Raw genomic sequence first — 22385 nt, 5'->3', positions numbered from 1 at the left:
CAGCCCCTGTGACAATGGCTGGTGTCACCGACCGCCGGCGGGGCCGCGCAACGTCACGCGCGCCATATCAGCGTCGCACTGCTTTCCGTTTCCGCCACGAGCCGGAACCCGAGCCGCTCGTAGAGCCGCCGCGCCGGGTTGCCACGCAGTACGCCGAGCGAGACCGGCACGTGCGCGCGCCCACCGCCGGCCTATGCGCTTTCCCGCCGACAGGCGATCCGCTCGCGAACCGCGGGCGGCGCGAGACACGTTTCCACGGCCTCGTAGCCGGGTGCACCGCGATAAGGTGCGACACGGGAAGGCGGGCTGTGATTCGCCGGACACAGGATGATCGCTTCATCGGGCCCGACCGCCGACAGATCGAGGATCGCCGTCGAACGCGTCATCAGGAACAGCGGCCGTGCGCCTGCCTCGGCGCGTTCTCGCAGCCACGCGATCAACGCCTGTTGCGTGGCCTCGTCGAGATCCTGTTCGATCAGGTCGACCACCAGTGTGCTCGGGCCATGCGTTTCGAGAGAGGCAAGCAGCGCGATCAGTGCGGGCGATCGGGTCGCGCCTGCGTCGGTGAGCGACGCCAACGCGAGTTCGACACGCACATTCAACGCCGGGTCGGCAGCCAGTGTGTCCAATGCCGCAGAAGCACCATTCTTCAGTCGATCAAGTCCCACGAACACCGCGCCGGGCAGCGCCTCGGCCAGCCGCATCGCGAGCCGCGTCTTGCCACTGCCGAGCGAGCCGATGATGTAGTTCAGCGGGCGGATGTCGCGGAACTCGAACCACTCGCCACCCCACGGCCACGGCAGATTGAACGCGACACCCGCGCCATCATCGTCGAGGAGCCGCAGCAGTTCGCCGTCCGCCGGCATCCGGCCGCGCGCAAGGCCAGCGCGGATCGCGCGCACCCGGTCGAGTTTGGCGACGTGATCCTGAATCCCTCGGTCGAGCGCAGCTTCGTGCGCGGCCAGCACCTCATCGAGACTGCGTGCGTCGCCGTCGAGCACGCGGGCGACTCGTGCCAGGCTCAGGCCGAGCGCCCGGAGCGCAACGATGTCGGCGGCGCGGGCGAGGTCGTCAGCGGCGTAGATGCGGTAACCCGCCGGCGTTCGCTCCGGCGCGACGAGACCGTGCTGCTCGTAGAGCCGCAACGTCTTGACCGATACGCCGAGTTGCTCCGCCGCGGCGGAGGCAGTCAAGCCGTGCGTGGACGTGCTCATTCGTCACCCCTGTCTGCTGTCGATTCGTGACGCCCAGCATAAAGGCGACCCCAAGGGCCGGGTCAAGCCCGTTCACGCAATCCGATACACACGCATTGCGTTGTCATGCCAGATCGCGCGGCGGGCGACTTCATCGAGGTCCGCCATCGCACCGGCAAACGTCCGCAGCAGCGCCGGATACGACACCCGCAGCCCGGCCACCGGAAAATTGCTCGCGAACAGGCAGCGATCCCAGCCGAATATCGCGATCGTGTCGCGGATGATGCGCGCGTTGTCCGAGTCGTTCCACACCGCGTCGCGCAAGCCGAGTTCCGAGATCTTCACGCTCACGCGCGGCAATGCGGCCAGCGCTTCCATCCCGCCGCGCCAGCGCGCAAGCCCCGCTTCCGAGCGATCCCAAGGCAACCCCGCGTGTTCGAGCACGACGTCGACGCCAGGCGCCTCGGCGAGCATCCCGGCCGCATCGCCGAGATGCCAGAACGGCACGCGCAGATCCCAGCTGAGCCCACGCGCGGCCAGGCGCTCCAGCGCGGCCGGCCAGCGCGGATCGCGCAGCGTGCCGCGCACGCCTTCGATAACCGCATCCGGCGCCGCCGCAGTGCGCGGCTTGAACCGCACGCCGCGCACGCGCGGCCATGCGGCCTGTTCCGCGAGCCGCTCGTCCGCATCGTCAGCCAGCAGGTCGACCCACGCGACGATCGCCGATGGCAGCCCGTGCACGGCTGCGACCTCATGCAGCCAGCGCGTTTCCGCGAGCGCTTCGTCGCGCGCGCGTTCGGCCTCGACGTGCACGCTCGCGACGATCGGCGCACCCTGCGCCGCATGCCGCAGATTGTCCACGCCGAAATCGCGGCACAGCGCCGCGTAGTCGCCGAACATGAAGTGCGCGGGATCGTACCGGTCCTGCAGCCACGGATAGTGTGCACCCGCACCGAGCTGCCACAAGTGATGATGCGCATCGACGAGCGCCGCCGGCATCCCGTCGACCGGCGTTGCGCCGTCGTGCCGCTCAGCGCGCGCCTGCGAGCACATACGACGCATCCGGTTCGCGCAGCGTCGGCAATGCGCTGACGAATCGCCACGCATCGAGATCGAGTTCGCGCACGTAGTCGTCCTGGAACGACACGTACGCGACGCGCCGCGACGGATGGAACGACAGCGCGGTCGGGTTCGCGGGCAGCGCGACGCGTTCGATCTCCTCGAGCTGCCGCGCATCGAACACCGAGATCGACCGTTCGCCGGAATTGGTCAGCAGCAGCAGATCGCGGCCGTCCGGCGCGGTGGTGCGGTAGATGCGGTTCGGATCGCTGCGCGTCTTCACGCGGCGGCCGCAGGTCATCGTGTCGGTGTCGATCTCGACGAGCGTATCGTCGCCGCGATTCGCGACGAACAGCGTGCGCTCGTCGCTCGACAGCGCATTGCCTTCGGGGCGCGGGCCGGGCATCACCGCGCGCGGCGCGACGGTCGCATCGCGCGGATGAAACTGCGTGACCGTGTTCGACAGCAGGTGCACGCCGTATGCGCGGCTCGCATCGCGCGTGAGCGTCACGAGATGGGTCTTCACGCCGCCGGACGGCACGGCCATGTTCGGCACGGCCTGGCGCGTCGGGTCGTCGAACACGAGCAGCATGTCGTGCGCCTCGCTCATCGCATACAGCCGGCCGTCGCGATCGGCCGCCATCCCGTGCGGCCGGTAGTACGGCCACAGGTCGAGCATTCGCGTGTGCGTCCGCTCGACGAGATCGATCTCGGCGATCCGGTGATCGCCTTCATGGCCGCGCGACCACGCGGTCTCGATCCCGAAGATGCCGACGTACGCGAAGCGCTCGTTCACGTCGACGGTGAACTCGTGCGGAAAGCTCGGCAGCACGATGTGCTTGAGTGCGGCTTTCGTCTCGAGGTCGTAGAAGCTGAAGGTGTGGGCGCATTTCTGCACCAGCAACAGGATGTCGTTCATGGGGTGTCTCCGTTGTTTCGTTCGCGTGCCCGGGTGTCGGCGCGCGGTAAATCAGTCTTCGCAGCGCTTGGGCAGCGTCAGCGCAAGCAGGCCGGCCACCGCGAGCGTGATGGCGAGGCTGTACACGCCGGCCGCCGCGCTCACGTGCTGGGTCAGCACGCCGACCGCATACGGGCCGCAGAAGCCGCCGAGGTTGCCGAGCGCGTTGATCAGGCCGCGCGCGCTGCCGGCCGTCTCGACGCTGCACAGCTTCGGCGGAATCGCCCAGAACACGCCGGCCGCCGCCTGCAGGAAGAAGCCGCAACCGATCAGGAACGCGAACGACACCATCATCGACGCATGCGTGAGCACCGACAGCGCGAGGCACGCGGCGAACCCGACGAGCGGCAGCAGCACGAACAGGCGGCGCTTGCCGGTTCGATCCGACAAATACGACGTGCCGAACATCCCGATCATCATCGCGACATATGGCAGCATCGCGAGCAGGCCGACCTTGCCCATCCCGCCGTGCGTGAGGTTCTTCAGCAGCGTCGGCAACCACATCGTATAGCCGTAGATACCAACCTGATAGCAGAAGTTGATCGCGATCAGCAGCCAGATGGTCGGATTGCGCAGCATCGCGCCGAATGAAGCGGCGGCCGGCGTGCCGGCGGCCTGCTTGCGCGCCTGTTCGTCGCGCAGCGCATCAAGGATGTACGCCTTCTCGCGCGGCGACACCCAGCGGGCGGTTTCGGGGCCGTCGTCGGCGAACATCAGCCACGCGACGAGGCACAGCAGCGACAGCGCGCCGGCGCTGAAGAACAGGTGACGCCAGTCGTACGCGGCGAGGATGAAGCCGGACAGCGGCGCGGTGATCATGCCGGCGAGCGGCACGAACATGATGACCATCGCGTTCGCGCGGCCGCGTTCGCGGTCGGGGAACCAGTGGCTGACCATCGTCAGCACGACGGGCAGCATCCCGCCCTCGGCCACGCCGAGCATGAAGCGCAGCGTCAGGAGTTGCCACGTATGGGTGACGAGTCCGGTCAGCACCGACAGCACGGCCCAGCTCACGAGCGACCATGCGATGAACTTCTTGCCGCTGCCGAGCGCCGCGCGCCGGCCGCCCGGAATCTGCAGGAACAGGTAGCCGAAGAAGAAGATGCCGCCGGCGAGGCCGGCCATCGTCGCGTCCATGCCGAGCTCGGCGTTCATTCCGCCCGGCATCGCGAACGCGATGTTCACGCGGTCCATGTACGAAATGATGCACGCGAGCAGCAGCGGCGGAATCACGCGCAGCCAGCGGCGGCGCGGAATGGCTTCGCCGGCTTCGTATGCCGGGTTGGCGGGGTTCAGCAGGTTCATGGTGTCTCCGAGTCCATGTGACGGGCGGCGGCGGCCTTCTGTCGGACCGCCGTCACGCCGATGCGCAACGCACGCGCGTTGCGGATGCAAAACGATGTTCTAGCGTCCCCAGCGCAGCACGAGCGGATCGAGCCGCCGCGCCGCGTCGAGCAGGCCCGCACGCACCTGCGGGTGCAGTTCGGGCCACGGCGCGCGCGGCCGGTCGCACGCGATCACGCCGCCTTCCTTCATCAGCGCCTTCGCGGTCAGGAAGCCCGACTGGCGATTCTCGTAGTTGATCAGCGGCAGCCAGCGCGCGTACTGCTCGCACGCTTCGTCGCGACGGCCGGCGAAATACGCGTCGGTGATCCGGCGGATGCCGTCCGGATAGCCGCCGCCCGTCATCGCGCCGGTCGCGCCGGCATCGAGGTCGGCGAGCAGCGTGATGCCTTCCTCGCCGTCCCACGGCCCTTCGATCGCGTCGCCGCCGAGCGCGATCAGCTCGCGCAGCTTCGATGCGGCGCCGGGCGTCTCGATCTTGAAGTACGACACGGCGTCGATCTCGCGCGCGAGCGTCGCGAGCAACGGAGCCGGCAGCGCGACGCCGCTCGCGGGCGCGTCCTGGATCATCAGCGGAATGTCGAGGCCGTCGGCGACTTCGCGGAAGAAGGCGCGCACCTGCTCTTCGGGCACGCGGAACGTCGCGCCGTGATACGGCGGCATCACCATCACCATCGCGGCGCCGAGTGCTTGTGCGTGGCGGTTGCGTTCCGCACAGATCCGCGCACTGAAATGCGACGTCGTGACGATCACCGGTACGCGGCCGGCGACGTGTTCGAGCGTGGTGCGCGTGATGAGATCGCGTTCGTCGTCGCCGAGCGAGAACTGCTCCGAGTAGTTCGCGTGGATGCAGATGCCCTGCGAACCGGCATCGATCATGAAGTCGAGGCAGCGGCGCTGGCCGTCGAGGTCGAGCGCGCCGTGCGCATCGAAGATCGTCGGCGCGACCGGAAAGACGCCCTGGTAGCGTGCGTTCATGGTTGGCCTCACTCGACGATGTCGAACTGGTCGAGGAATTCGGTCTTCAGTGTGAGACCGAGGCCCGGCACGTCGTCGCGCAGCTGCAGGAAGCCGTTCTCGGCCACCGGCTCGCCGTCGAAGATGTAATAGAACAGCTCGTTGCCGACTTCCACGTCGAACATCGGGAAGTATTCGCTCATCGGCGACGCGAGCGTGCTCATCGTCAGGTGATAGTTATGCATCTGGCCCGCGTGCGGAATCACCGGCACGCTGTACGCCTCGCACAGCGCGTTGATCTTGTGAGCCATCGTGATCCCGCCGACGCGGTTGGTGTCGTACTGCACGACCGACACGGCCTTGCGGTCGAGCAGCTGCTTGAAGCCATACAGCGAGAACTCGTGCTCGCCGCCGGAGATCGGGATACTCGTGAGCTGGTTCAGCTCCGCATAGCCGTCGATGTCGTCGGCGATCACCGGCTCCTCGAGCCAGCGCGGCTGGTATTTCTCGAGCTTCGGCAGGATGCGCTTCGCGTACTCGAGGTTCCAGCCCATGTAGCACTCGAGCATCAGGTCGTTGTCGTAGCCGATCACCTCGCGGATCGCCGCGACCGATTTCAGGTTCTCCATCACGCCCTGCTGCCCGTGCGCGGGCCCATAGCCGAAGCGCATCTTGAACGCGCGGAAACCCTCCTTCAGGTATTGCTCCGCCTCCTGCTGCATCGCCTTCAGGTCGGTGCGATAGAGCTTCGAGTAGTAGCAGGGAATCTTTTCCTTGGTGCGGCCGCCGAGCAGCTTGAACACGGGCTTGCCGACGCTCTTGCCGAGGATGTCCCAGATCGCGATGTCCACCGCCGAGATCGCCGCCATGCCGATGCCCTTGCGGCCCCAGGCGTGGGTGGCGCGATACATCCGCTGGTTCAGGTATTCGTAGTCCCACGGGTCCTGGCCGATCACGAGCGGCGCGAGGTACTGGTCGATGATGACTTTCGCGACGTGCGGCGCGAGCGCGACGTTGCCGAGGCCGACGATGCCGTCGTCGGTCTCGACCTCGACGACCGTCCACGAATGGAAGCGGAACGTGCTCATGCTTTCCTGCGGCGCGTACAGCAGGTCCATCGCGTTCGAGCAGAAATTGCCTTGCGGCGGGACGGTCTTGCCTTTCCACTGGAATACGCGGGCGCGCACGGAGCGGATCTTCATGATGGTGTCTCCAGAATCGATGTTGTCGTGTTTGGAAGGCGTGCGAGCGTCACGCCGAAACGGTGCGGGTGCGGCGCGCGGCGCCCATCCGGCAGGCGATCTGCAGTGCCTGCCAGGTCGCGCCGACGTCGGCGCTGCCGCGGCCCGCGATGTCGTACGCGGTGCCGTGCGCGGGCGTCGTGATCGGCACGGGCAGGCCGCCCTGCACGGTCACGCCGCGCGAGAAGCCGAGCAGCTTGATCGCGATCTGCCCCTGGTCGTGGTACATCGTGACGATCGCCTGGTAGTCGCCGGCCTGTGCCTTCAGGAAGATCGTGTCGGCGGGGAACGGGCCGTGGAACGGCGCGTCGGTCGGCCAGTCGCGCGCCTGCAGCTTGCGCACGGCCGGCTCGATGATGTCGACTTCCTCGCGGCCGCAGCTGCCGCCGTCGCCGCCGTGCGGGTTGAACGCGGCGATCGCGACTTTCGGCGCCGCGACGCCGTTCGCGAGCAGCGACCGGTAGATCAGTTCGGATGCCTGTTCGATCCGCTCGACGCTCAGCTGGGCCGCCGCATCCTTCAGCGGAATATGCGACGAGATCCGCGCGGTCCACAGTTCGCCGAGCGTGTTGAACTCGCAGAAGTAGCCGGTCACGCCGAGCGCGGCCGCGAAGTGGTGCAGCTCGTCGTCGTGCTGAAGACCGCCGAGCTTCATCGCGTACTTGTTCAGCGGCGCGAAGCAGATCGCGTCGATGTCGCCGGCGAGCGACGCGTCGAGGCACTGGTCGAGCACCGTGAGCGTCGAGCGGCCGCCGGCCGCGCCGGGCTGGCCGACGGTGACCTGCGCGGGATCGATCGTGTCGACGGCGACGAACGCGGCGCGCGCGGTGGACGGCCGGTCGCGCACGGCGGCGAGCGACGCGACGGGCTCGACGTCGACCGTCACGCCGGCCACCCGCTGGCCGGCTTCCCACAGCCAGCGGTCGCCGATCAGCACGAGGTTCGCGCGAGAGGTGGCGTCGGGCCGCGCAAGCAGTTTCGCGATCAGTTCGGCGCCGATGCCGGCGGGGTCGCCGAGCGTCAGCGCGACGACGGGCAGGGAGGCGGCGGCGGTCATGCTGCGTCTCCGTGACGGACGGCGGTCAGTTGGGTGTTCATGCGGTGTCTCCTGTGGCGGCGCGAAGCCGTTGCTGTATGGGGTTCATGCTAGGTAGACGGAATGAGTCGGTAAATTGAAACTTCTTGATGAATCGATAACCTGGAGTAATCGGAATGGGCTCGATCGATCGACGAGACTCGACCCCCCAATTGCTGAACCGGCTGCGAATGCGGCAGATCGCGCTACTGCTCGCGGTGGATGAATGCTCGACGCTGCGCGGGGCGGCCGGGCAGCTTGGCCTCACGCAGCCGGCCGCGACGAAGATGCTGGCCGAACTCGAAAGCGCGCTCGGCCAGCGGCTGTTCGATCGCGTCGGGCGCGGGCTCGTGGTGAACCCGGCCGGCGAGCGCGTGCTCGGCTATTTCCGTGGCATTCGCGGCAGCGTGGAGGCGCTCAATCGCGAGCTGGCCGAGCTGCAGCTCGGCAGCGCGGGGCGGCTCGCGATCGGCAGCATCATGGCGGCGGCGCCCGGGCGGCTCACCGAGGCGCTGGTGCAGCTGAAGGCGCGCTATCCGCTGCTCGCGATCGACATCGCGGTCGATACCAGCGACCGGCTGATGCCGCAGTTGCGCGAAGGCGTGCTCGAGGTCGTGATCGGCCGCAACGCCGGCACCGATTGCGACTTCCGCGTGGTGGACGACGAGGCGCTCGCGATCATTGCGGGCCGCGACCATCCGCTCGCGGGCGCCGGGCCGGTCGAATTCGACGCGCTGCTCGACTACACATGGATCCTGCAGCCGGCCGGTAGCCCGGCGCGCGAGGTGGTCGAGCGCGAGTTCCGCGCGCGTCACCAGCCGATGCCGCGCGGGTTGGTCGAAACGGGCTCGATCCTGACGACGATGAACCTCGTCGACCGATCGCAGATGCTCGGCGTGATCCCGCTGACGGTGGCGCAGCGCAATGCGGAGCACGGGCTGGTGGCGATCCTCGATTACACGCTCGACCAGAAGCTGCCGTCGTACGGGAGCCTCGTGCGGCGCGATCGGCCGTTGAGCATTCCGGCGCAGCACTTTCTCGCGCTGTTCCACGGGGACGGGGCGGGGGATGGCGGCGATGCGTAATGGCGCGGTTTGCCAGCCGAGGCGGCCGAGCCAGCCGCGCCAACCGCGCCGGCCGAACAAGCCGATCAAGCCGATCAAGCCGATCAAGCCGAATCAGCCGATCAAGCCGAATCAGCCGATCAAGCCGAACCAGCCGAACCAGCCAAGCACGCCAAGCCGCCACCATCACGGAACGCGGTGAAGCGTGATGGCGACGCCGGTGACGCGGCCGAGGCAGGCGAACCCGACGCGAACCGCTTCAGCGCGCCGACGGAGCAGCCGGCGCTTCGGCGAGCGACGGCATCGACTCCGACAGCGCACGATCGGGCCGAATCCGCAGCGCGGCGACGATGCCGATCAGCAGCATCGCGACCGACCCGACGAACGGCACCGTCCAGCTGCCGGTGTGGTCGACGAGATAGCCGAACAGGATCGGCGACAGGATCCCCGCGATCGCCGAGCCTGCGTTCATCATCCCGCTCGCGATGCCCGCATGCGTCGGCGCGATGTCGCTCGGCACGGCCCAGATCGGCCCGATCGTCAGTTCGAGGCACAGGAACGCGCCGGAGAGGCACAGCGCGATGCCGGCCGTCGATTGCACGAACGCGAGCGGCAGCATGCAGACGAGCGCACCGGTGAAGCTCGCGACGATCACGCTCTGGCGCGACAGCGCGAGGTTGCCGGTCTTGCGGTAGATGCGGTCGCACAGCCAGCCGCCGAGCGTGTCGCCCACCACGCCCGCGAAGAACACGCCGGATGCGAACAGCGCGGTCGACTTCAGGTCGAGGCCCTTGCCGTTCAGGAAGAACGTCGGCAGCCATGTGAAGAACAGCCACGCGGTCCAGCCGTAGCAGAAGTACACGAAGATCGTCGGGGCCATCCGCCGGAACAGCGCGCCCCATGGCGTCGGGCCGGAGGCCGTTGCCGGTCGGGAGGCAGCGGCAGTAGCGGTGGCAGTGCCGCGTGCACGGTCGTTGTCGCCGCCGTCGCCGAGCGGATGCTCGCGGAAGCCCACGATCCACCACACGAGCCACACCAGCGTGACCGCACCGATCACGAAGAACGCCGCGCGCCACGACAGCCACGTCATCAGTGCGGCGACGATCGGCGGCGTGACCGCGTTGCCGAGCCGCGAGAATGAATGCGTGAAGCCCTGCACGACGCCGCGCCGTTCGCGCGAGAACCAATGCGTGATCGCGCGGGCCTGCGCGGGCAGCGTCGCGCCTTCGCCGATCCCGAGCAGCAGGCGCGCGGCGAACAGCAGCGCGAGGCTGTGCACGAAGCCCGTCATGAACGTGGAAGCGACCCAGATCAACCCGCAGCCGATCAGCGTGATGCGGGCGCCGAAGCGGTCGGCGATCCAGCCGCCGAAGATCTGGCAGATCGCGTACGAATACGCGAACGCGGAGAAGGCGATGCCGAGCTCGGTGTTCGATAGCCCGAGTTCGGCCTTGATCGCGCCGGCCGCGGTCGCGAGGTTCACGCGGTCGACGTAGAGGATGAACGAAAGCGCGCACAGCAGCCACAGCGTGTGGCGCCGTTGACGATGATCGGTGGGCATCTGTCTCACTCCATGTTCGTGCGCGGCGTTGCAGTGACGCCGCGTTCACTGGCCGGGCCAGCATCGCGCGCCGGAGGAGGCATCGTCTATTGAATCTTTTGGATCATTTGATAACCGCAGGTGTTCGGTTTCGTCGCGCTCGGGCACTGGGTGGGGCGAGGTGCGGGTTTTCCATGGGCGGTTGCGGCATGATGTGGGATGGCCGCACATCGCACACGGCACACGGCACACGGAATACGGCACACGGTGATCTCGCATCGACACCGGTGCCGCCATGATGAAGTGACGCGGCGCAATCGCATAGTCGGGAATGGACGGACATGGAACAACAACTTGCACGCCACCGGGACAGCCGCTTCTGGCAATGGCCGCCGGTGAAATGGTGGATCCAGGGGCACGGCCGCGACGGCTATTCGTTCCCGCTGCTGCTGATTCCGCTGGTCGCGGTGTTCGTGCTCGAATCTCTGTGCGTGATGGTCGGCGCGCTGTACAGCGCGCTCATCGTAAGCGGCGCGATGACGCTGTTGCTCGGGATCGCCGGGTTTTACGGCGCGAAGCGCGAATGGCTCGTGCCGGCCGCGACGGCGCGCTCACTCGTGAAGGCGCGCACCAAGAAGGCGGCCGAGCGCTTCTCGTCGCTCGGCGCCGGCGCGACGGTGCTCGCGATCTTCGTCAGCGCGACGTCGCTGTCGCTCGTGCTGTCGGGACAGCCGATGCTGGACAGCGTGTCGAAGGACACGGTGTCGATCTTCATCGCGCTGGTGTTCCTGCCGGTGTACGTGTCGGGCGCGGTGCGCAAGCTGGCGATCGCACGGGTCGAGGAACTGGAGGCGCTGCGTCAGGCGGCTGTCGGCACGCGGTTGAAATTCGATCGGGCGGGCGCAGTGCGTGCGGTCGTCGTGCAGGGGCCGGCGGGGACATCGTCCGTATCGGTCGCGGAGTACACGGTGCTCGGTTTCGAGCCGCCGCTCGAACGTGTGGGGCGCGACACGCATGCATGAGAAAGGCCGCGTGCGAACGCGGCCTTGAGCGGAGATGCGATGACCCGGAAGACGGGCGTGGGCCGCATCAGTCGCTCGTGCTCGGACGCGAGTTCGACGGCACGGCCGACCGAGCCACCGCTTGCGCCGCCTGCGCCGGAAAGCGCCGCTCGTCCGGCGTCGGCTCCAGATCGTCGGGCCAGACCACCTCGAACCGCGTGCCGCCGCCGGCCGCCGGCGTGCACACGGCTTCGCCGCGATGCGCGTGCGCGATCGCCGCGACGACCGCGAGCCCGAGGCCGCTGCCGCCGGGTTGCGTATCGTCGACACGCCGGAATGCCTTGAACACGTGCGGCGCGAACTCGGCGGGAACGCCGGGCCCGTCATCCTCGACACGCAATCGGCACTTGCCGCCTTCGATCCGCGTCTCGATCCGGATCGCACCGGGCACCGCATGGCGGCGCGCGTTCTCCAGCAGCGCGAGCAGCGCCTGACGAATCCGCACCGGATCGCAGCGCATCGGTCGCGCGTCGAGATCGAGCACCGGATGCTGGCCGGCGGCTTGCAATGCATGCGCGAACACGTCGACGACCGCCCGGATGTCGGCCGCGACATCCGTTTCGCGGATCTCGATGCTGAGGTGGCCGCTATCGGCGAGACTGACCACGCGCAGATCTTCGATCAGCCGCGTCAATCCTTCCACTTGCGTGAGCAGGCTGCGGAACTGCGCTTCGCTCGGCGTGAACACGCCTTCGGCGAGACCCTGCAGGCGGCCGCGCAGCACGGTCACCGGCGTGCGCAGTTCGTGCGCGATCGCGGCGTTCCAGAACGTCTGTTCGTCGGTCACGCGCTGCAGCTCGCTCGCGAGTGCGTTGAAGTTGTCCGCGAGCCGTGCCGCTTCGTGCAGCGAGCGATCGCCGGCCACCGCCCGTGCGCCGAGATCGCCGCGCGCGACGCGGCGGATGCTGTCGGTCACCGAGTTCAGCGGCACGAGGATGCGGCGCGACAGGTTGATCGCGGCGACGATCGACAGCAGGAGCCCGACCGCCGTGGTGGCGATCAGCCACACCCATTCCGGCCCGGTGGGGAACCAGTTCGTCTGGTTGAACGACGCGGGCTGGTACAGGTACAGCAGGTAGTAGAACCCGTAAGCCGTCACCACGACAAGCAGCGTCACCACGAACGCCATCGCGCCCATCGTGAGCGCGATCTGCCGGCTGAGTCCTTCGAGCTTCACTCGCCGCTCCACAGCTTGTAGCCGACGCCGCGCACGCTGACCGGCACGCCGCCGACGCCGAGGTCTTCGAGTTTCTTGCGCAGCTTGCTGACGTGGCTGTCCACCGTGCGCTCGAGCGTGTCGCCTTCCGGCAGGCAGGTGGCCATCAATTCGGCGCGACTGAACACGCGTCGCGGTGCGCGCGCAAGCTGCGCGAGCAGCTTGAATTCGGTGAGCGTCAGCACGAGCGTGTGCCGCGTGCCGTCGACTTCGACCGTCGCTTCGTGATGCTCGAGATCGATCTCGAACGGCGCCGCGCGCAGCACGCGCTGTTCTTCGTGACGCGAGCCGGCCATCGAGCGGCGCAGCACGGCCTGGGCGCGCGCGACGACTTCGGCGGGATTGAACGGCTTGACCACGTAGTCGTCGGCACCGATGCGCAGGCCGGTCAGCTTGTCGATGTCCTGGTCGAGCGCGGTCAGCATGATGACCGGCGTGTCGCCGCGATGGCGAATCTCGGCGAGGACTTTCCAGCCGTCCACATGCGGCATCTGCACGTCGAGCAGCACGAGGTCGGGCTTCAGCGACAGGTGCAGCTCGAGCGCGCGGCGGCCGTCGGCCGCATGCACGGTGCGCAGCCCGCTGCGCGCGAAATACGCGGTGAGAATCTCGGCGATCTCGGGTTCGTCCTCGGCGATCAGGACGAGCGCCTGGCCGGCGCCGGGCGATGAGGAAATGTCGGACATGGCCGCTTGTTCAGGTGCATCGGGGTTCCATCGAATCGCAATACTACCGTACCGCGCAGCCCGTCGACCGGAGGCGGGAGGCAGGGCTCGGCTCGGGCAGGCGATGCCGGCTTTCCGATGCCTTTCAGCACGGCCGTCATCGCGAATGACAGGGGAATACCCTGTCTTTTTTTTCCGATTCGATTTTATGTATGATGACCTATCTTTTGCAACATGTACTAATTAAGAGCGCCGACAGATCCATTGCATGACACGGACTATCGGCAAGCGGCGGGGCCGGCGGAGGAAGCGGTCGCGTCGCGTATCCAGTCGTCGGATTTCGCGCGAACGAAGCGCGTGCCACCGCGCACGCCGTCGCTCGCGCCCTTTGCAGGTGGGAACCCAACCATCATGTCCAGCAAGTCATCCTCCCGCGGGTCGGCCGACCTGCAGCGCAGGCAGTGGCTCAAGATCGCCGGCGCGTCCGTCGCCGCCGGCGGCCTGGCGCTCGGCGCGGCACGCGCCGATGCCGATACCGCGCCGGGCGCCGGCAAGGACGGCGACGTGCTTGACGTCGCGATCGTCGGCGCCGGGCTCGCCGGCCTCACGACCGCGCGCGACCTGCGCTACGCGGGCTGCGAATCGTTCGTCGTGCTCGAGGCGCGCGACCGGGTCGGCGGCCGCACGCTCAACTTCGACGTCGGCGGCGGCTACGTGTCGGAAGTCGGCGGCCAGTGGATCGGCCCGGGCCAGACGGCCGTCGCGGATCTCGCCCGCGAACTCGAAATCGGCACGTTCCCGAGCTACTACGCGGGCAAGACGGTCATCCTGGGCGGCAACGGCCGCGCCGAGATCGACCTGGAAGGCACATTCGGTACCGATGAGGCCGTCGCCGCGAAGCTGAGCCGGATGTCGCACGACGTGCCGTCGGGTGCGCCGTGGACGTCGCCGAAGGCGGCCGAACTCGACCGGCTGTCGGTCGGCGACTGGCTCGCGCAGCAGGGGATCAAGCCCGAGGACCGGATGGGCTGGAACGCGTCGATCTCGCTGTCGGGCGGTGCCGCGCCGGCGAAGATGGGCTTGCTGCATTTCCTGTCGATGATCAACTCCGCCGATTGCGATTACGCGCAGCTCGACTCGATCAAGCACAGCGCGCAGGAAACCCGCTTCGTCGGCGGCTCGCAGCTTCTCAGCATCCGGATGGCGCAGCAGCTCGGCGACAAGGTGCGGCTCGCATCGCCGGTGCGCCGCATCGTCGGCTGGGATCGCGACATCGTCACGCTGCAGACCGATCGCGGCACGGTGCGCGCGCGCAAGGTCGTGATGGCGCTGCATCCGGCGCTGTGCCATCAGGTGCAGTTCGATCCGCCGCTGCCGGACCGGCGCCATGCGCTGCAGCGCGCGTGGCCCGCGCATTCGCCGGCGCGCAAGACGGCGATGGTCTATCGCCGCCCGTTCTGGCGCGACAAGGGACTGAACGGCCACATCTTCCAGACCGACGGGCCGATCTTCTGGGCTTACGACAATTCGCCGCCGGGCGGCGAGATCGGCGTGATCAACGCGTTCGTGCGCAATGCGCTGGTGCCGTCCGACCCGCAGGCCGCGAAGCAGGTGCACATGGACCTCTATGCGCAGGCCTGGGGCGACGACGCGCGCGCGCCGGTGTCGTACCACGATCGCGACTGGGGGCTGGCCGACCCGTGGACGATCACGTGCGTGTCGGCGATTCCGCCCGGCTTCTGGACCGCGCACGGCGATGCGCTGCGCGCGCCGTGCGGCAACCTGATCTGGTCGGGCACTGAGACCGCCAACATCTGGGCCGGCTACATGGACGGTGCCGTTCGCTCGGGTCACCAGGCCGCGCTTCAGGCGCTCAATGCACTGCGTCGCGCGTAGGAGACACGAGATGAAGAAACGCATGCTGCTGCTCGCCGCGCTCGTGATCGCCGGCGCGCTCCTGGCCATCTACGGCCCCACCGTCCTCGGCTTCTATCGCCTGCAACGCCATATCGATGCGACGACGCAGGCCGACGACGCCGACGGCGGCCGGTGGCCGCGCGCGACCGACGTGTGCATGGGCTGCCACGGTGTGAAGGGCACGTCGCTGAGCGACGCGTATCCGAGCCTCGCCGGCCAGCCGGCGTCCTATGTGGTTGCCCAGCTTCACGCATTCGCGAGCGGGCAACGCGCCAACCCGACGATGGGCCCGCTCGCGATGACGATGAGCGACGCCGAAATCGCGCGCGTGGCCGACTACTACGCGAAGCAGGCGCCGCTCGACAACCGCTATTTCAAGCCGGACGCGCAACTGCGCGCGAAGGGCGAGCAACTCGTGACGGGCGGCGCGTGCGTCGCTTGCCACGGTGCGCGGCTGATGGGGCAGGCGCAGTTTCCGCGGCTCGCCGGCCAAGGCTACGGCTACTTGCGCGCGCAGCTCGACGCGTTCGCGAACGGCAGCCGCAGCGAGGCCACCGGCACGATGCAGCGCGTCGCGCAGGCGATGTCGGCGGACGATCGGGCAGCGGTCTCGACCTATCTCGCGAGCCTCGGCCCCGCCAAACAGTGAATCAACGGCAGCACTCGACCTCGGGAGTTCGAACCATGGATCACAGATCACTTGCACTTTGCCTTGCCAGCGCGACGCTGGCGGCGACCACCGGCATATACGGCTTCAAGTTCGTCCGCAAGCGCAACTTCCTGCTCGGCTTCGAGTGGTGGATCGTGACGATCTCGGCATCCAATGCCGTGCTCTTCTTCGCGACGGAATCGCCGGTCTCGTACGCCATTTCGCACTTCCTCGACGCGTTCTCGCGCGGGTTCGGGATGCCGGTGATCGCGGTGGCCGGCCTGATGGCCATCACGCACGGCTACCGGCCGACGCTGCGGCAGGACGTGACGCTGTTCGTGCTCGCGACGCTCGGAACGATCGCGCTCGTGGCCGGCCTGTTGCAGCACGCGCTGCCGTATTTCTACGTGGCGATGTGGACGCTGATGTCGATCTATCTCGCCAGCTTCGTGTTGCGGCTCGTGCGTGCCGGTCACGCGTTCCATGCGTTGACGACGACGATCGCGCTCGTCGCTGCGCAGGCGATCGCGTGCATCTACGACTTCTACAAGATCCCGGGCGAGGAAACCAACGTGGTGTTCAATTTCTACGTACTGGCGCTGCTGACCTGGTCGTACCTGACAGTCGCGCTTTATTACGCCTATTGCGCACTCGAGCGCGACACCGGACGCGGTACGGTGAACGCGAACGTTCTGTCGTATCCGAAATGAGTAGAAGTACTGAGGAGGTGACGGAGAGCCGCACCGCGCGTCAGGTCGAGTGCGGCGGTCGCGGAGCGCACGGATGGCCCGGGGCGGACTGACCCGCGCACAGCGGCGCGAGACGACGCGCGAACGCCTGCTCGACGCCGGGCGCGCGATCTTCGCGGAGAAAGGCTACGCAGCCGCGAGCGTCGAGGACATCGCGTCGGCGGCCGGCCATACGCGCGGCGCGTTCTATTCGAACTTCCGCGGCAAGACGGAAATGCTGTTCGAGCTGTTGCGGCGCGATCGCGACGATGCGACGGCTGCGCTGCAGCGGATCACCGACGTGCCGACCGGCTCGGCCGACGACGCGCAGCGCGCGCTGCTCGCGTACTGGCGGCGGCGTGCAGCGCGCCACGCGTCGCGGCTGATATGGCTCGAAGCGCAACTGCAGGCGGCGCGCGACCCGATATTCCGCGCGCAGTTCGGCGCACTCCTGCACGAGCGGCAGGCGCTCGCGACCGCGTGCATCGAGGCGTTCGCGGCGCGTGCAGGCGTGTCGCTGCCGCTGCCCGCGCAGGTGCTGGCGCTCGGCCTGACCGCGCTGTGCGACGGCGTGCAGTCGTCCTGCGCGGCCGACGCGCGCAGCGCCGTCGACTCGCAGGCCGATGCCGTGCTGGTCGGTTTCCTCACGCATACGGTGTTCGACCGCATGCGCGATTGACGGAACGACGACGCGCCGGCCGCGTGTTGTCGTCCGGTTGTATGAAGGCTGAAAGCAGGTTGTCATCGCGGGCGGCAAACCGGCGCGACGCCCCCTTCGAACATGCAGACGAAACAGGGAATACCCCGTCTTTTTCTTTTCTCAATTTTTGTCATGATGACCTAACATTGTCACCATGTTCTACTGAAAGCCCGGCAGTGAGCGATCGCGGTCGGCAGTGGTTGGACGAATCAGGAGATCTACGATGGATGCACTGAAGCGCAAGGCTTTCTTCGAGGACGGTGCGGTTCTCGTCGAAGGCGTACTCGACGCGGCGCAGCTCGAACAATGCCGCGCGGTGTTCGACTGGGGGATGGAGAACCCGGGCCCGATGGCGACGACGCTGCTCGACGGCACCGAGTACCGGTCGCACAACGACAACGCAAACCCGTACGCGAAGGCGCGGCTCGACGAACTGGTCGCCACGCTGCCGTTCGGCAAGCTGTTCGCCGACCTGTGGGGCTCGAAGCACGTGTGGTACTTCGCGGAGGAGCTGTTCATGAAGGCCGGCGGCAAGAGCGCACGCTCGCCGTGGCACCAGGACACGTCGTATCTGCCCTGGCAAGGCATGCACTTCGGCAATGCGTGGATCAGCTTCGAGCACGTGCCGAAGCGCAACGCGCTCGAGATCGTGCGCGGCTCGCATCGCGGCGTGCGCCACGACGGCACCACGTTCCAGAACGCCGAGGATCCGACCGACCCGCTGCATGGCGGCGACGTGTGGCCGCGGCTGCCGAACATCGAAGCGGAGCGCCGCGCGGCGCCCGATGCGTACGACATCGTGTCGTGGGAAACGAAGCCGGGCGACGTGCTGCTGCTCCATCCGGGCGTGCTGCACGGCGGCGGCGCGGTTGATGCCGCATTTCCCGATCGCCACACGCTCGTGCTGCGCTTCTTCGGCGACGACGCGGTGTTCAGCCCGCTGCCTGATGAAAGCCGCTCGGGTTTCACACCGGCCGGCGTGCTGTTCGTCGAGGAACTCGCCGGGCTGAAGGCCGGGGACCCGTTCCGTGCACCGTGTTTCCGTCAACTCGTCTGAGCAAGGAGTTTTTCATCATGTCAGCTACCCCGAAGCGGCAGTCGATCGTTCCGCCGCCGTTCCAGCCGTGGTACGACGCGTATCACTTCTCGCCGGCCACGCGCGTCGGCGACACGATCTGGGTGTCGGGCCAGGTCGGCCTCGATGCGCAGATGCAGCCTGCGGACGGCGTCGAGGCGCAGGCGCGAATCGCGTTCGAGAGCCTGAAGATGATCCTCGAAGCGGCCGGCGCGAGCCTCGCCGATGTCGTCGAACTGACGACCTTCCACACGAACCTTCAGCAGGAAACCCAGGGCTTCGCGGCGGTCAAGGACGTGTATTTCCCGAACCGCTATCCGTCGTGGACGGCGGTCGGCGTGTCGCAACTGGCGCTGCCGGGGCTGTGCGTCGAAGTGCGTGCGGTAGCGGTGGCCGGGTCGGGCAAGGACTAAGGCGGTCGGCAGTACGTCATGCGTTCCGGACGAGCGTGTTTCATCAATCGTAGTCCTGACGAAATGACGAGGTGTATCGAAACAGGCAGGCGGCCGGCCGTCGTCGCGGACGGCCGCCATCACGGAGCAACGCGATCGTCGGGTGGCGAGAGCGGGCGGACTGAATGCGCGGCGCCCGAGACGGGCAAGCGAACGCGCGGTGGGAAGGAGAACCATGATGAGCAAGCATCGAATCTTGGCCGTGTCCGCGCTTGCGGCCGCTGCATGTCTCGCGATCGGCACGGCCGTCGCGGCGGACGACCTGACGCCGGCCGGCGCTGACCGCTCGGCCAGCAAGGATGGCGCGGTGCCGGCCTACACGGGCAAGCAGTCGCCCGACGCCGGTTGGGAATGGGGCAAGGTGCGCGCCGATTTCTGGAAGCACCGCAACGAGAAGCCGCTGTATTCGATCGATGCCGCGAACGTCGACAAGTACGCGGACAAGCTGTCGCCCGGGCAGGTCGCGCTGATCAAGCAGAAGAAGGGCTACCGGATGGACGTCTATCCGTCCCACCGCGAATGCCAGTTGCCCGATGCCGCCGAGCAGAACTCGAAGACGAACCTGACGGCCGCAAAGCTCGGCTCGTCCGGCGACACGCTTGCATCGGCCGCGCTGCCGGGCGTGCCGTTCCCGCAGCCGAAGAACGGGACCGAGGCGATTCTCAACTACGAGATGCGCTATCGCGGCGAAGGCGTCGAATGGGCGCAGATGGCGACGACCATATCGCCGCGTCCGGGCAGCAGCGAGTGGATCGACGCGGTCGGCCCGCAGACGTTCTACTTCCCGTCCGGCAAGCTCGGCAAGAGCTCGCCGCAAGATGTCGACCAGCTCAGCGCGGCCGTGTACTTCCAGATGAATTCGCCGGCCGCGCTGGCCGGCCAGGCGTTCGTGCAGCGCCAGTACTTCGACAAGGCATCGGAGACGTACTACTACTTCCCGGGCCAGCGCCGTGTGCGGCGCATGCCGGCCTATACGCACGACGCGCCGCTGATCGGCTTCGAGAACCAGTACCTGATCGACGAAGCGAACATGATCAACGGCTCGCTCGACCGCTTCAGCTGGAAGCTGGTCGGCAAGAAGGAACTGATCGTCCCGTACAACGCGTTCGGCATGTACAAGTTCAAGAGCAAGCTGCACGACGTCGCGACGCCGGACGGCGTCGCAGCCGGCAACCGCCGCTACGAGACGCACCGCGTGTGGGTCGTCGAGGCGACGCTGAAGCCGAGCGCGCGGCATGTCGCGTCGAAGAAGGTGTTCTATCTCGACGAAGACAGCTGGCTCGCGCTGGTCGGCGAGGACTACGACGCGCAGGGCAAGCTGTGGAAGGTGCGGGAGAGCTATCCGATTCCGGTGTGGGAGCTGGGCGGCACCTGCGACAACGAGCCGCTCGCGCAGTACGACATGAACAACGGCCGCTACGTGCTCGATGCGACGTCGATCGGACAGGGCAAGGATGCGCGCTGGCTCGAGCAGGCCGACGATCCGCGCTTCAAGTCGGACTTCTACACGGCGGAATCGCTGCGCTCGGTCAGCGAACGGTGACCGTCATCGGCTGAAGCAGTACGGACCGGCGCGCGCAACGATCGCGCGCCGGCGACGAACAGGGGCGGAGGTGGATCATGGAACCGGCAAGATTGGTAAGGAATGCTACGGTATCGATTGCAATGGCGGGCGCTGCGACGTCGAGCGCGTACGCGTATGACTTCACGTTGAACGGCGGGGCCCTGCAGGGATCGTGGGTGTCGAACCTGACGGCCGGCGCGGGTATCCGCACCAAAAACCCGAGCTGCTCGCTCACCGGCGATCCGAATGCATTCGGCTGCGGCGCGGGCGCGAACACCAACCAGTGGGGCTACGCGGACAACGGTGACTTGAACTACCGCAAGGGCCAGCCGTTCAGCACCTACATCAGCGCGACCAGCGAGTTGCTGCTGAAGATGCCGAGCGAAGGGTTGAAGTTCATGGTGCGCGGCACGGGCATGTACGACTTCCTCGCCGGCAATACGAACCGCACGCCGTTGTCGAGCACCGCGGCCGCGCAGGTCGTCTACAACGCGCAACTGCTCGACCTGTGGGCGCAGAAGGATTTCACGATCGGCGGGCGCAACGCGCACGTGCGGCTCGGCAACCAGGTGATCAACTGGGGCGAGAGCATGTTCGCGCAGAGCGGCATCAACGCGACCAACTCGATCGACGTGCAGAAGCTGCTGATTCCTGGTTCTCAGCTCAAGCAGGCACTGCTGCCGGCGCCGATGGTCAGCCTGGCGGCCGACCTGTCGCACGGGTTCAGCACCGAGGCCTACTACCAGTTCCAGTGGAACGGCAACCGCTATCCGCCGGTCGGCTCGTACTGGTCGGTGACGAACGGGTTCGGCCGCGGCGCCGAGCCGTTCACGATCAACACGAACAACCTGAACGTGATCGGCCCGAGCGCGGGCACGATCGCCAACGCGATCGGTGGACCCGGCACGGCCGGCAACCAGGACACACTCAACGCGATCAAGAACGGGCTCGTGAACGGCGCCTACGCCGGGCCGCCGTTCAACGACATCGGGCTGCCGTCGGTCACGAACCTGCCGGCGAAATACCGGCCGCAGTTCGGCGTGAAATTCAACTACTCGCCGCGCTCGTTCGACGCGAACTTCGCGTTCTACTACCTGAACTACACCGACAAGTCACCGGTGCTCGCGTCGCTCGCGAACGGCAACGTGCAATGGTCGTATCCCGGCCGGCGCCAGCTGTTCGGCGTCAGCGCGAACTTCGGGCTCGGTCCTTGGGCGATCGGCACCGAACTGTCTTATCGGCCGCGCGATGCGGTCGCGCTGTCGAGCTGCTACGGCGGGGGCGGCCCGCTCGACCTGAACACGAACGGCGTGGCGGGCGTCAATTGCTCGCAATGGGTCGACAAGAAGAAGTTCCAGTACGACATCAACGGGCTGCTGGCGCTCACGCGCAGCGAATACCCGTTCCTGAAACTGCTCGGCGCCGATTCGGCCGCGATGACCTGGGAACTGACGTGGATCTACTACCCGGGGCTGAGGTCGAGCGGCGTGACGCGCACGATCGACGGGCAGACCGTCACGCAGGTGCCGCAGGCCGGCTACCTGCCGTGGCTGAACAACGGCTCGTCGCTCGGCTATCCGATCGGGATGGGTCAGGGCACCGCGAGCTCGGTCGGCGCGACGATCGATTTCAACTGGACCTATGACGGCACGCTGATTCCGGGCTGGCAGGTCACGCCGGGCGTCACGTTCTCGGATGGCCTGTACGGCTACACGCCCACCTTCACCGCGAATTACATGCAGGGCGCGAAGTCGGTGAACGTCTACGTGCTGTTCAACCAGAACCCGCCGAACTGGCAGGCAGGCATCAACTTCACCGCGTTCTTCGGCGGCCACAACACGGTGGGGCAGCCGTACGCGGACCGGAATTTCGTCGGGCTGTTCGTCACGCGAAATTTCTGACGCCGATGCGCTTACGGGCGGCGCGT

The 22385-nt window shown here is 67.4% G+C and carries 20 protein-coding genes and 1 pseudogene; 10 read left to right on the top strand and 11 right to left on the bottom strand.

The window, feature by feature from the left end; translation table 11 throughout:
* Window positions 1-53: 53 nt before the first annotated feature.
* The 8 genes and pseudogenes from C7H84_RS37325 to C7H84_RS32530 form a co-directional block, all read right to left on the bottom strand.
* Window positions 54-170, bottom strand: a pseudogene (locus C7H84_RS37325) (GNAT family N-acetyltransferase); the annotation flags it as partial.
* A 21-nt stretch (window positions 171-191) separates the two neighbouring features.
* Window positions 192-1214, bottom strand: a complete 1023-nt coding sequence (locus tag C7H84_RS32560) for a MerR family transcriptional regulator (protein WP_121862658.1) — start codon at window positions 1212-1214, stop codon at window positions 192-194.
* A 72-nt stretch (window positions 1215-1286) separates the two neighbouring features.
* Window positions 1287-2246, bottom strand: coding sequence for an amidohydrolase family protein (locus C7H84_RS32555; RefSeq protein ID WP_121862657.1), 960 nt, complete (start codon window positions 2244-2246; stop codon window positions 1287-1289).
* Entirely contained in the window at window positions 2224-3171 is a 948-nt protein-coding gene (locus C7H84_RS32550) for a YncE family protein (protein WP_121862656.1), read from the bottom strand. Before C7H84_RS32550 ends, C7H84_RS32555 begins: the two co-directional genes overlap by 23 nt.
* Window positions 3172-3222: 51 nt before the next feature.
* Window positions 3223-4515, bottom strand: a complete 1293-nt coding sequence (locus C7H84_RS32545) for an MFS transporter (protein ID WP_121862655.1) — start codon at window positions 4513-4515, stop codon at window positions 3223-3225.
* Between the two features lie 99 nt (window positions 4516-4614).
* On the bottom strand, window positions 4615-5532 hold the full coding sequence (locus C7H84_RS32540) for a dihydrodipicolinate synthase family protein (RefSeq protein WP_121862654.1): 918 nt from the start codon (window positions 5530-5532) through the stop codon (window positions 4615-4617).
* 8 nt (window positions 5533-5540) lie between these two features.
* Window positions 5541-6713: an L-rhamnonate dehydratase gene (locus C7H84_RS32535; RefSeq protein WP_121862653.1), complete on the bottom strand. Its 1173-nt coding sequence runs from the start codon at window positions 6711-6713 to the stop codon at window positions 5541-5543.
* 49 nt (window positions 6714-6762) lie between these two features.
* Entirely contained in the window at window positions 6763-7809 is a 1047-nt protein-coding gene (locus tag C7H84_RS32530; RefSeq protein WP_121862652.1) for a 4-hydroxythreonine-4-phosphate dehydrogenase PdxA, read from the bottom strand.
* Window positions 7810-7964: 155 nt separating this feature from the next.
* Here C7H84_RS32530 and C7H84_RS32525 point away from each other — a divergent pair, with 155 nt between their 5' ends.
* Window positions 7965-8912: a LysR family transcriptional regulator gene (locus C7H84_RS32525; RefSeq protein ID WP_121862651.1), complete on the top strand. Its 948-nt coding sequence runs from the start codon at window positions 7965-7967 to the stop codon at window positions 8910-8912.
* A gap of 238 nt (window positions 8913-9150) precedes the next feature.
* Here the strand turns inward: C7H84_RS32525 and C7H84_RS32515 are convergent, their stop codons facing one another.
* Complete coding sequence (locus C7H84_RS32515) at window positions 9151-10452, bottom strand: MFS transporter (RefSeq protein ID WP_121862650.1); 1302 nt, start codon at window positions 10450-10452, stop codon at window positions 9151-9153.
* A 320-nt stretch (window positions 10453-10772) separates the two neighbouring features.
* Between C7H84_RS32515 and C7H84_RS32510 the strand changes: the two genes are divergently transcribed.
* Entirely contained in the window at window positions 10773-11453 is a 681-nt protein-coding gene (locus C7H84_RS32510) for a hypothetical protein (RefSeq protein WP_121862649.1), read from the top strand.
* Between the two features lie 67 nt (window positions 11454-11520).
* Here the strand turns inward: C7H84_RS32510 and C7H84_RS32505 are convergent, their stop codons facing one another.
* Both C7H84_RS32505 and C7H84_RS32500 read right to left on the bottom strand, forming a co-directional pair.
* Complete coding sequence (locus tag C7H84_RS32505; RefSeq protein WP_121862648.1) at window positions 11521-12669, bottom strand: ATP-binding protein; 1149 nt, start codon at window positions 12667-12669, stop codon at window positions 11521-11523.
* Complete coding sequence (locus C7H84_RS32500; RefSeq protein ID WP_121862647.1) at window positions 12666-13394, bottom strand: response regulator; 729 nt, start codon at window positions 13392-13394, stop codon at window positions 12666-12668. Before C7H84_RS32500 ends, C7H84_RS32505 begins: the two co-directional genes overlap by 4 nt.
* A 390-nt stretch (window positions 13395-13784) precedes the next feature.
* On the opposite strand from C7H84_RS32500, the gene C7H84_RS32495 reads away from it, so the two are divergent.
* The 8 genes from C7H84_RS32495 to C7H84_RS32460 all read left to right on the top strand — a co-directional run bounded on the left by C7H84_RS32495 (window position 13785) and on the right by C7H84_RS32460 (window position 22359).
* On the top strand, window positions 13785-15269 hold the full coding sequence (locus C7H84_RS32495; RefSeq protein WP_121862750.1) for an FAD-dependent oxidoreductase: 1485 nt from the start codon (window positions 13785-13787) through the stop codon (window positions 15267-15269).
* Window positions 15270-15279: 10 nt separating this feature from the next.
* A complete protein-coding gene (locus tag C7H84_RS32490; RefSeq protein WP_121862646.1) occupies window positions 15280-15939 on the top strand; it encodes a c-type cytochrome in 660 nt (219 codons plus the stop codon).
* A 35-nt stretch (window positions 15940-15974) separates the two neighbouring features.
* Window positions 15975-16649: a hypothetical protein gene (locus C7H84_RS32485; protein WP_121862645.1), complete on the top strand. Its 675-nt coding sequence runs from the start codon at window positions 15975-15977 to the stop codon at window positions 16647-16649.
* Window positions 16650-16722: 73 nt separating this feature from the next.
* Window positions 16723-17346, top strand: a complete 624-nt coding sequence (locus C7H84_RS32480) for a TetR family transcriptional regulator (RefSeq protein ID WP_121862644.1) — start codon at window positions 16723-16725, stop codon at window positions 17344-17346.
* 244 nt (window positions 17347-17590) lie between these two features.
* On the top strand, window positions 17591-18424 hold the full coding sequence (locus C7H84_RS32475) for a phytanoyl-CoA dioxygenase family protein (protein ID WP_121862643.1): 834 nt from the start codon (window positions 17591-17593) through the stop codon (window positions 18422-18424).
* A 17-nt stretch (window positions 18425-18441) separates the two neighbouring features.
* Window positions 18442-18855 carry a RidA family protein gene (locus C7H84_RS32470; protein ID WP_121862642.1) on the top strand — a complete coding sequence of 138 codons (414 nt, stop codon included), beginning with the start codon at window positions 18442-18444 and terminating at the stop codon, window positions 18853-18855.
* Between the two features lie 214 nt (window positions 18856-19069).
* Entirely contained in the window at window positions 19070-20437 is a 1368-nt protein-coding gene (locus tag C7H84_RS32465) for a DUF1329 domain-containing protein (RefSeq protein ID WP_121862641.1), read from the top strand.
* A 77-nt stretch (window positions 20438-20514) separates the two neighbouring features.
* Window positions 20515-22359, top strand: a complete 1845-nt coding sequence (locus C7H84_RS32460) for a DUF1302 domain-containing protein (protein ID WP_121862640.1) — start codon at window positions 20515-20517, stop codon at window positions 22357-22359.
* Window positions 22360-22385: the final 26 nt, after the last annotated feature.

This window comes from Burkholderia sp. Nafp2/4-1b (genome assembly GCF_003635165.1).
Classification (GTDB): Bacteria; Pseudomonadota; Gammaproteobacteria; order Burkholderiales; family Burkholderiaceae; genus Burkholderia.
Note: the sequence above shows the minus strand (reverse complement) of the source record. Positions and strands in the feature narration are given on the sequence as shown.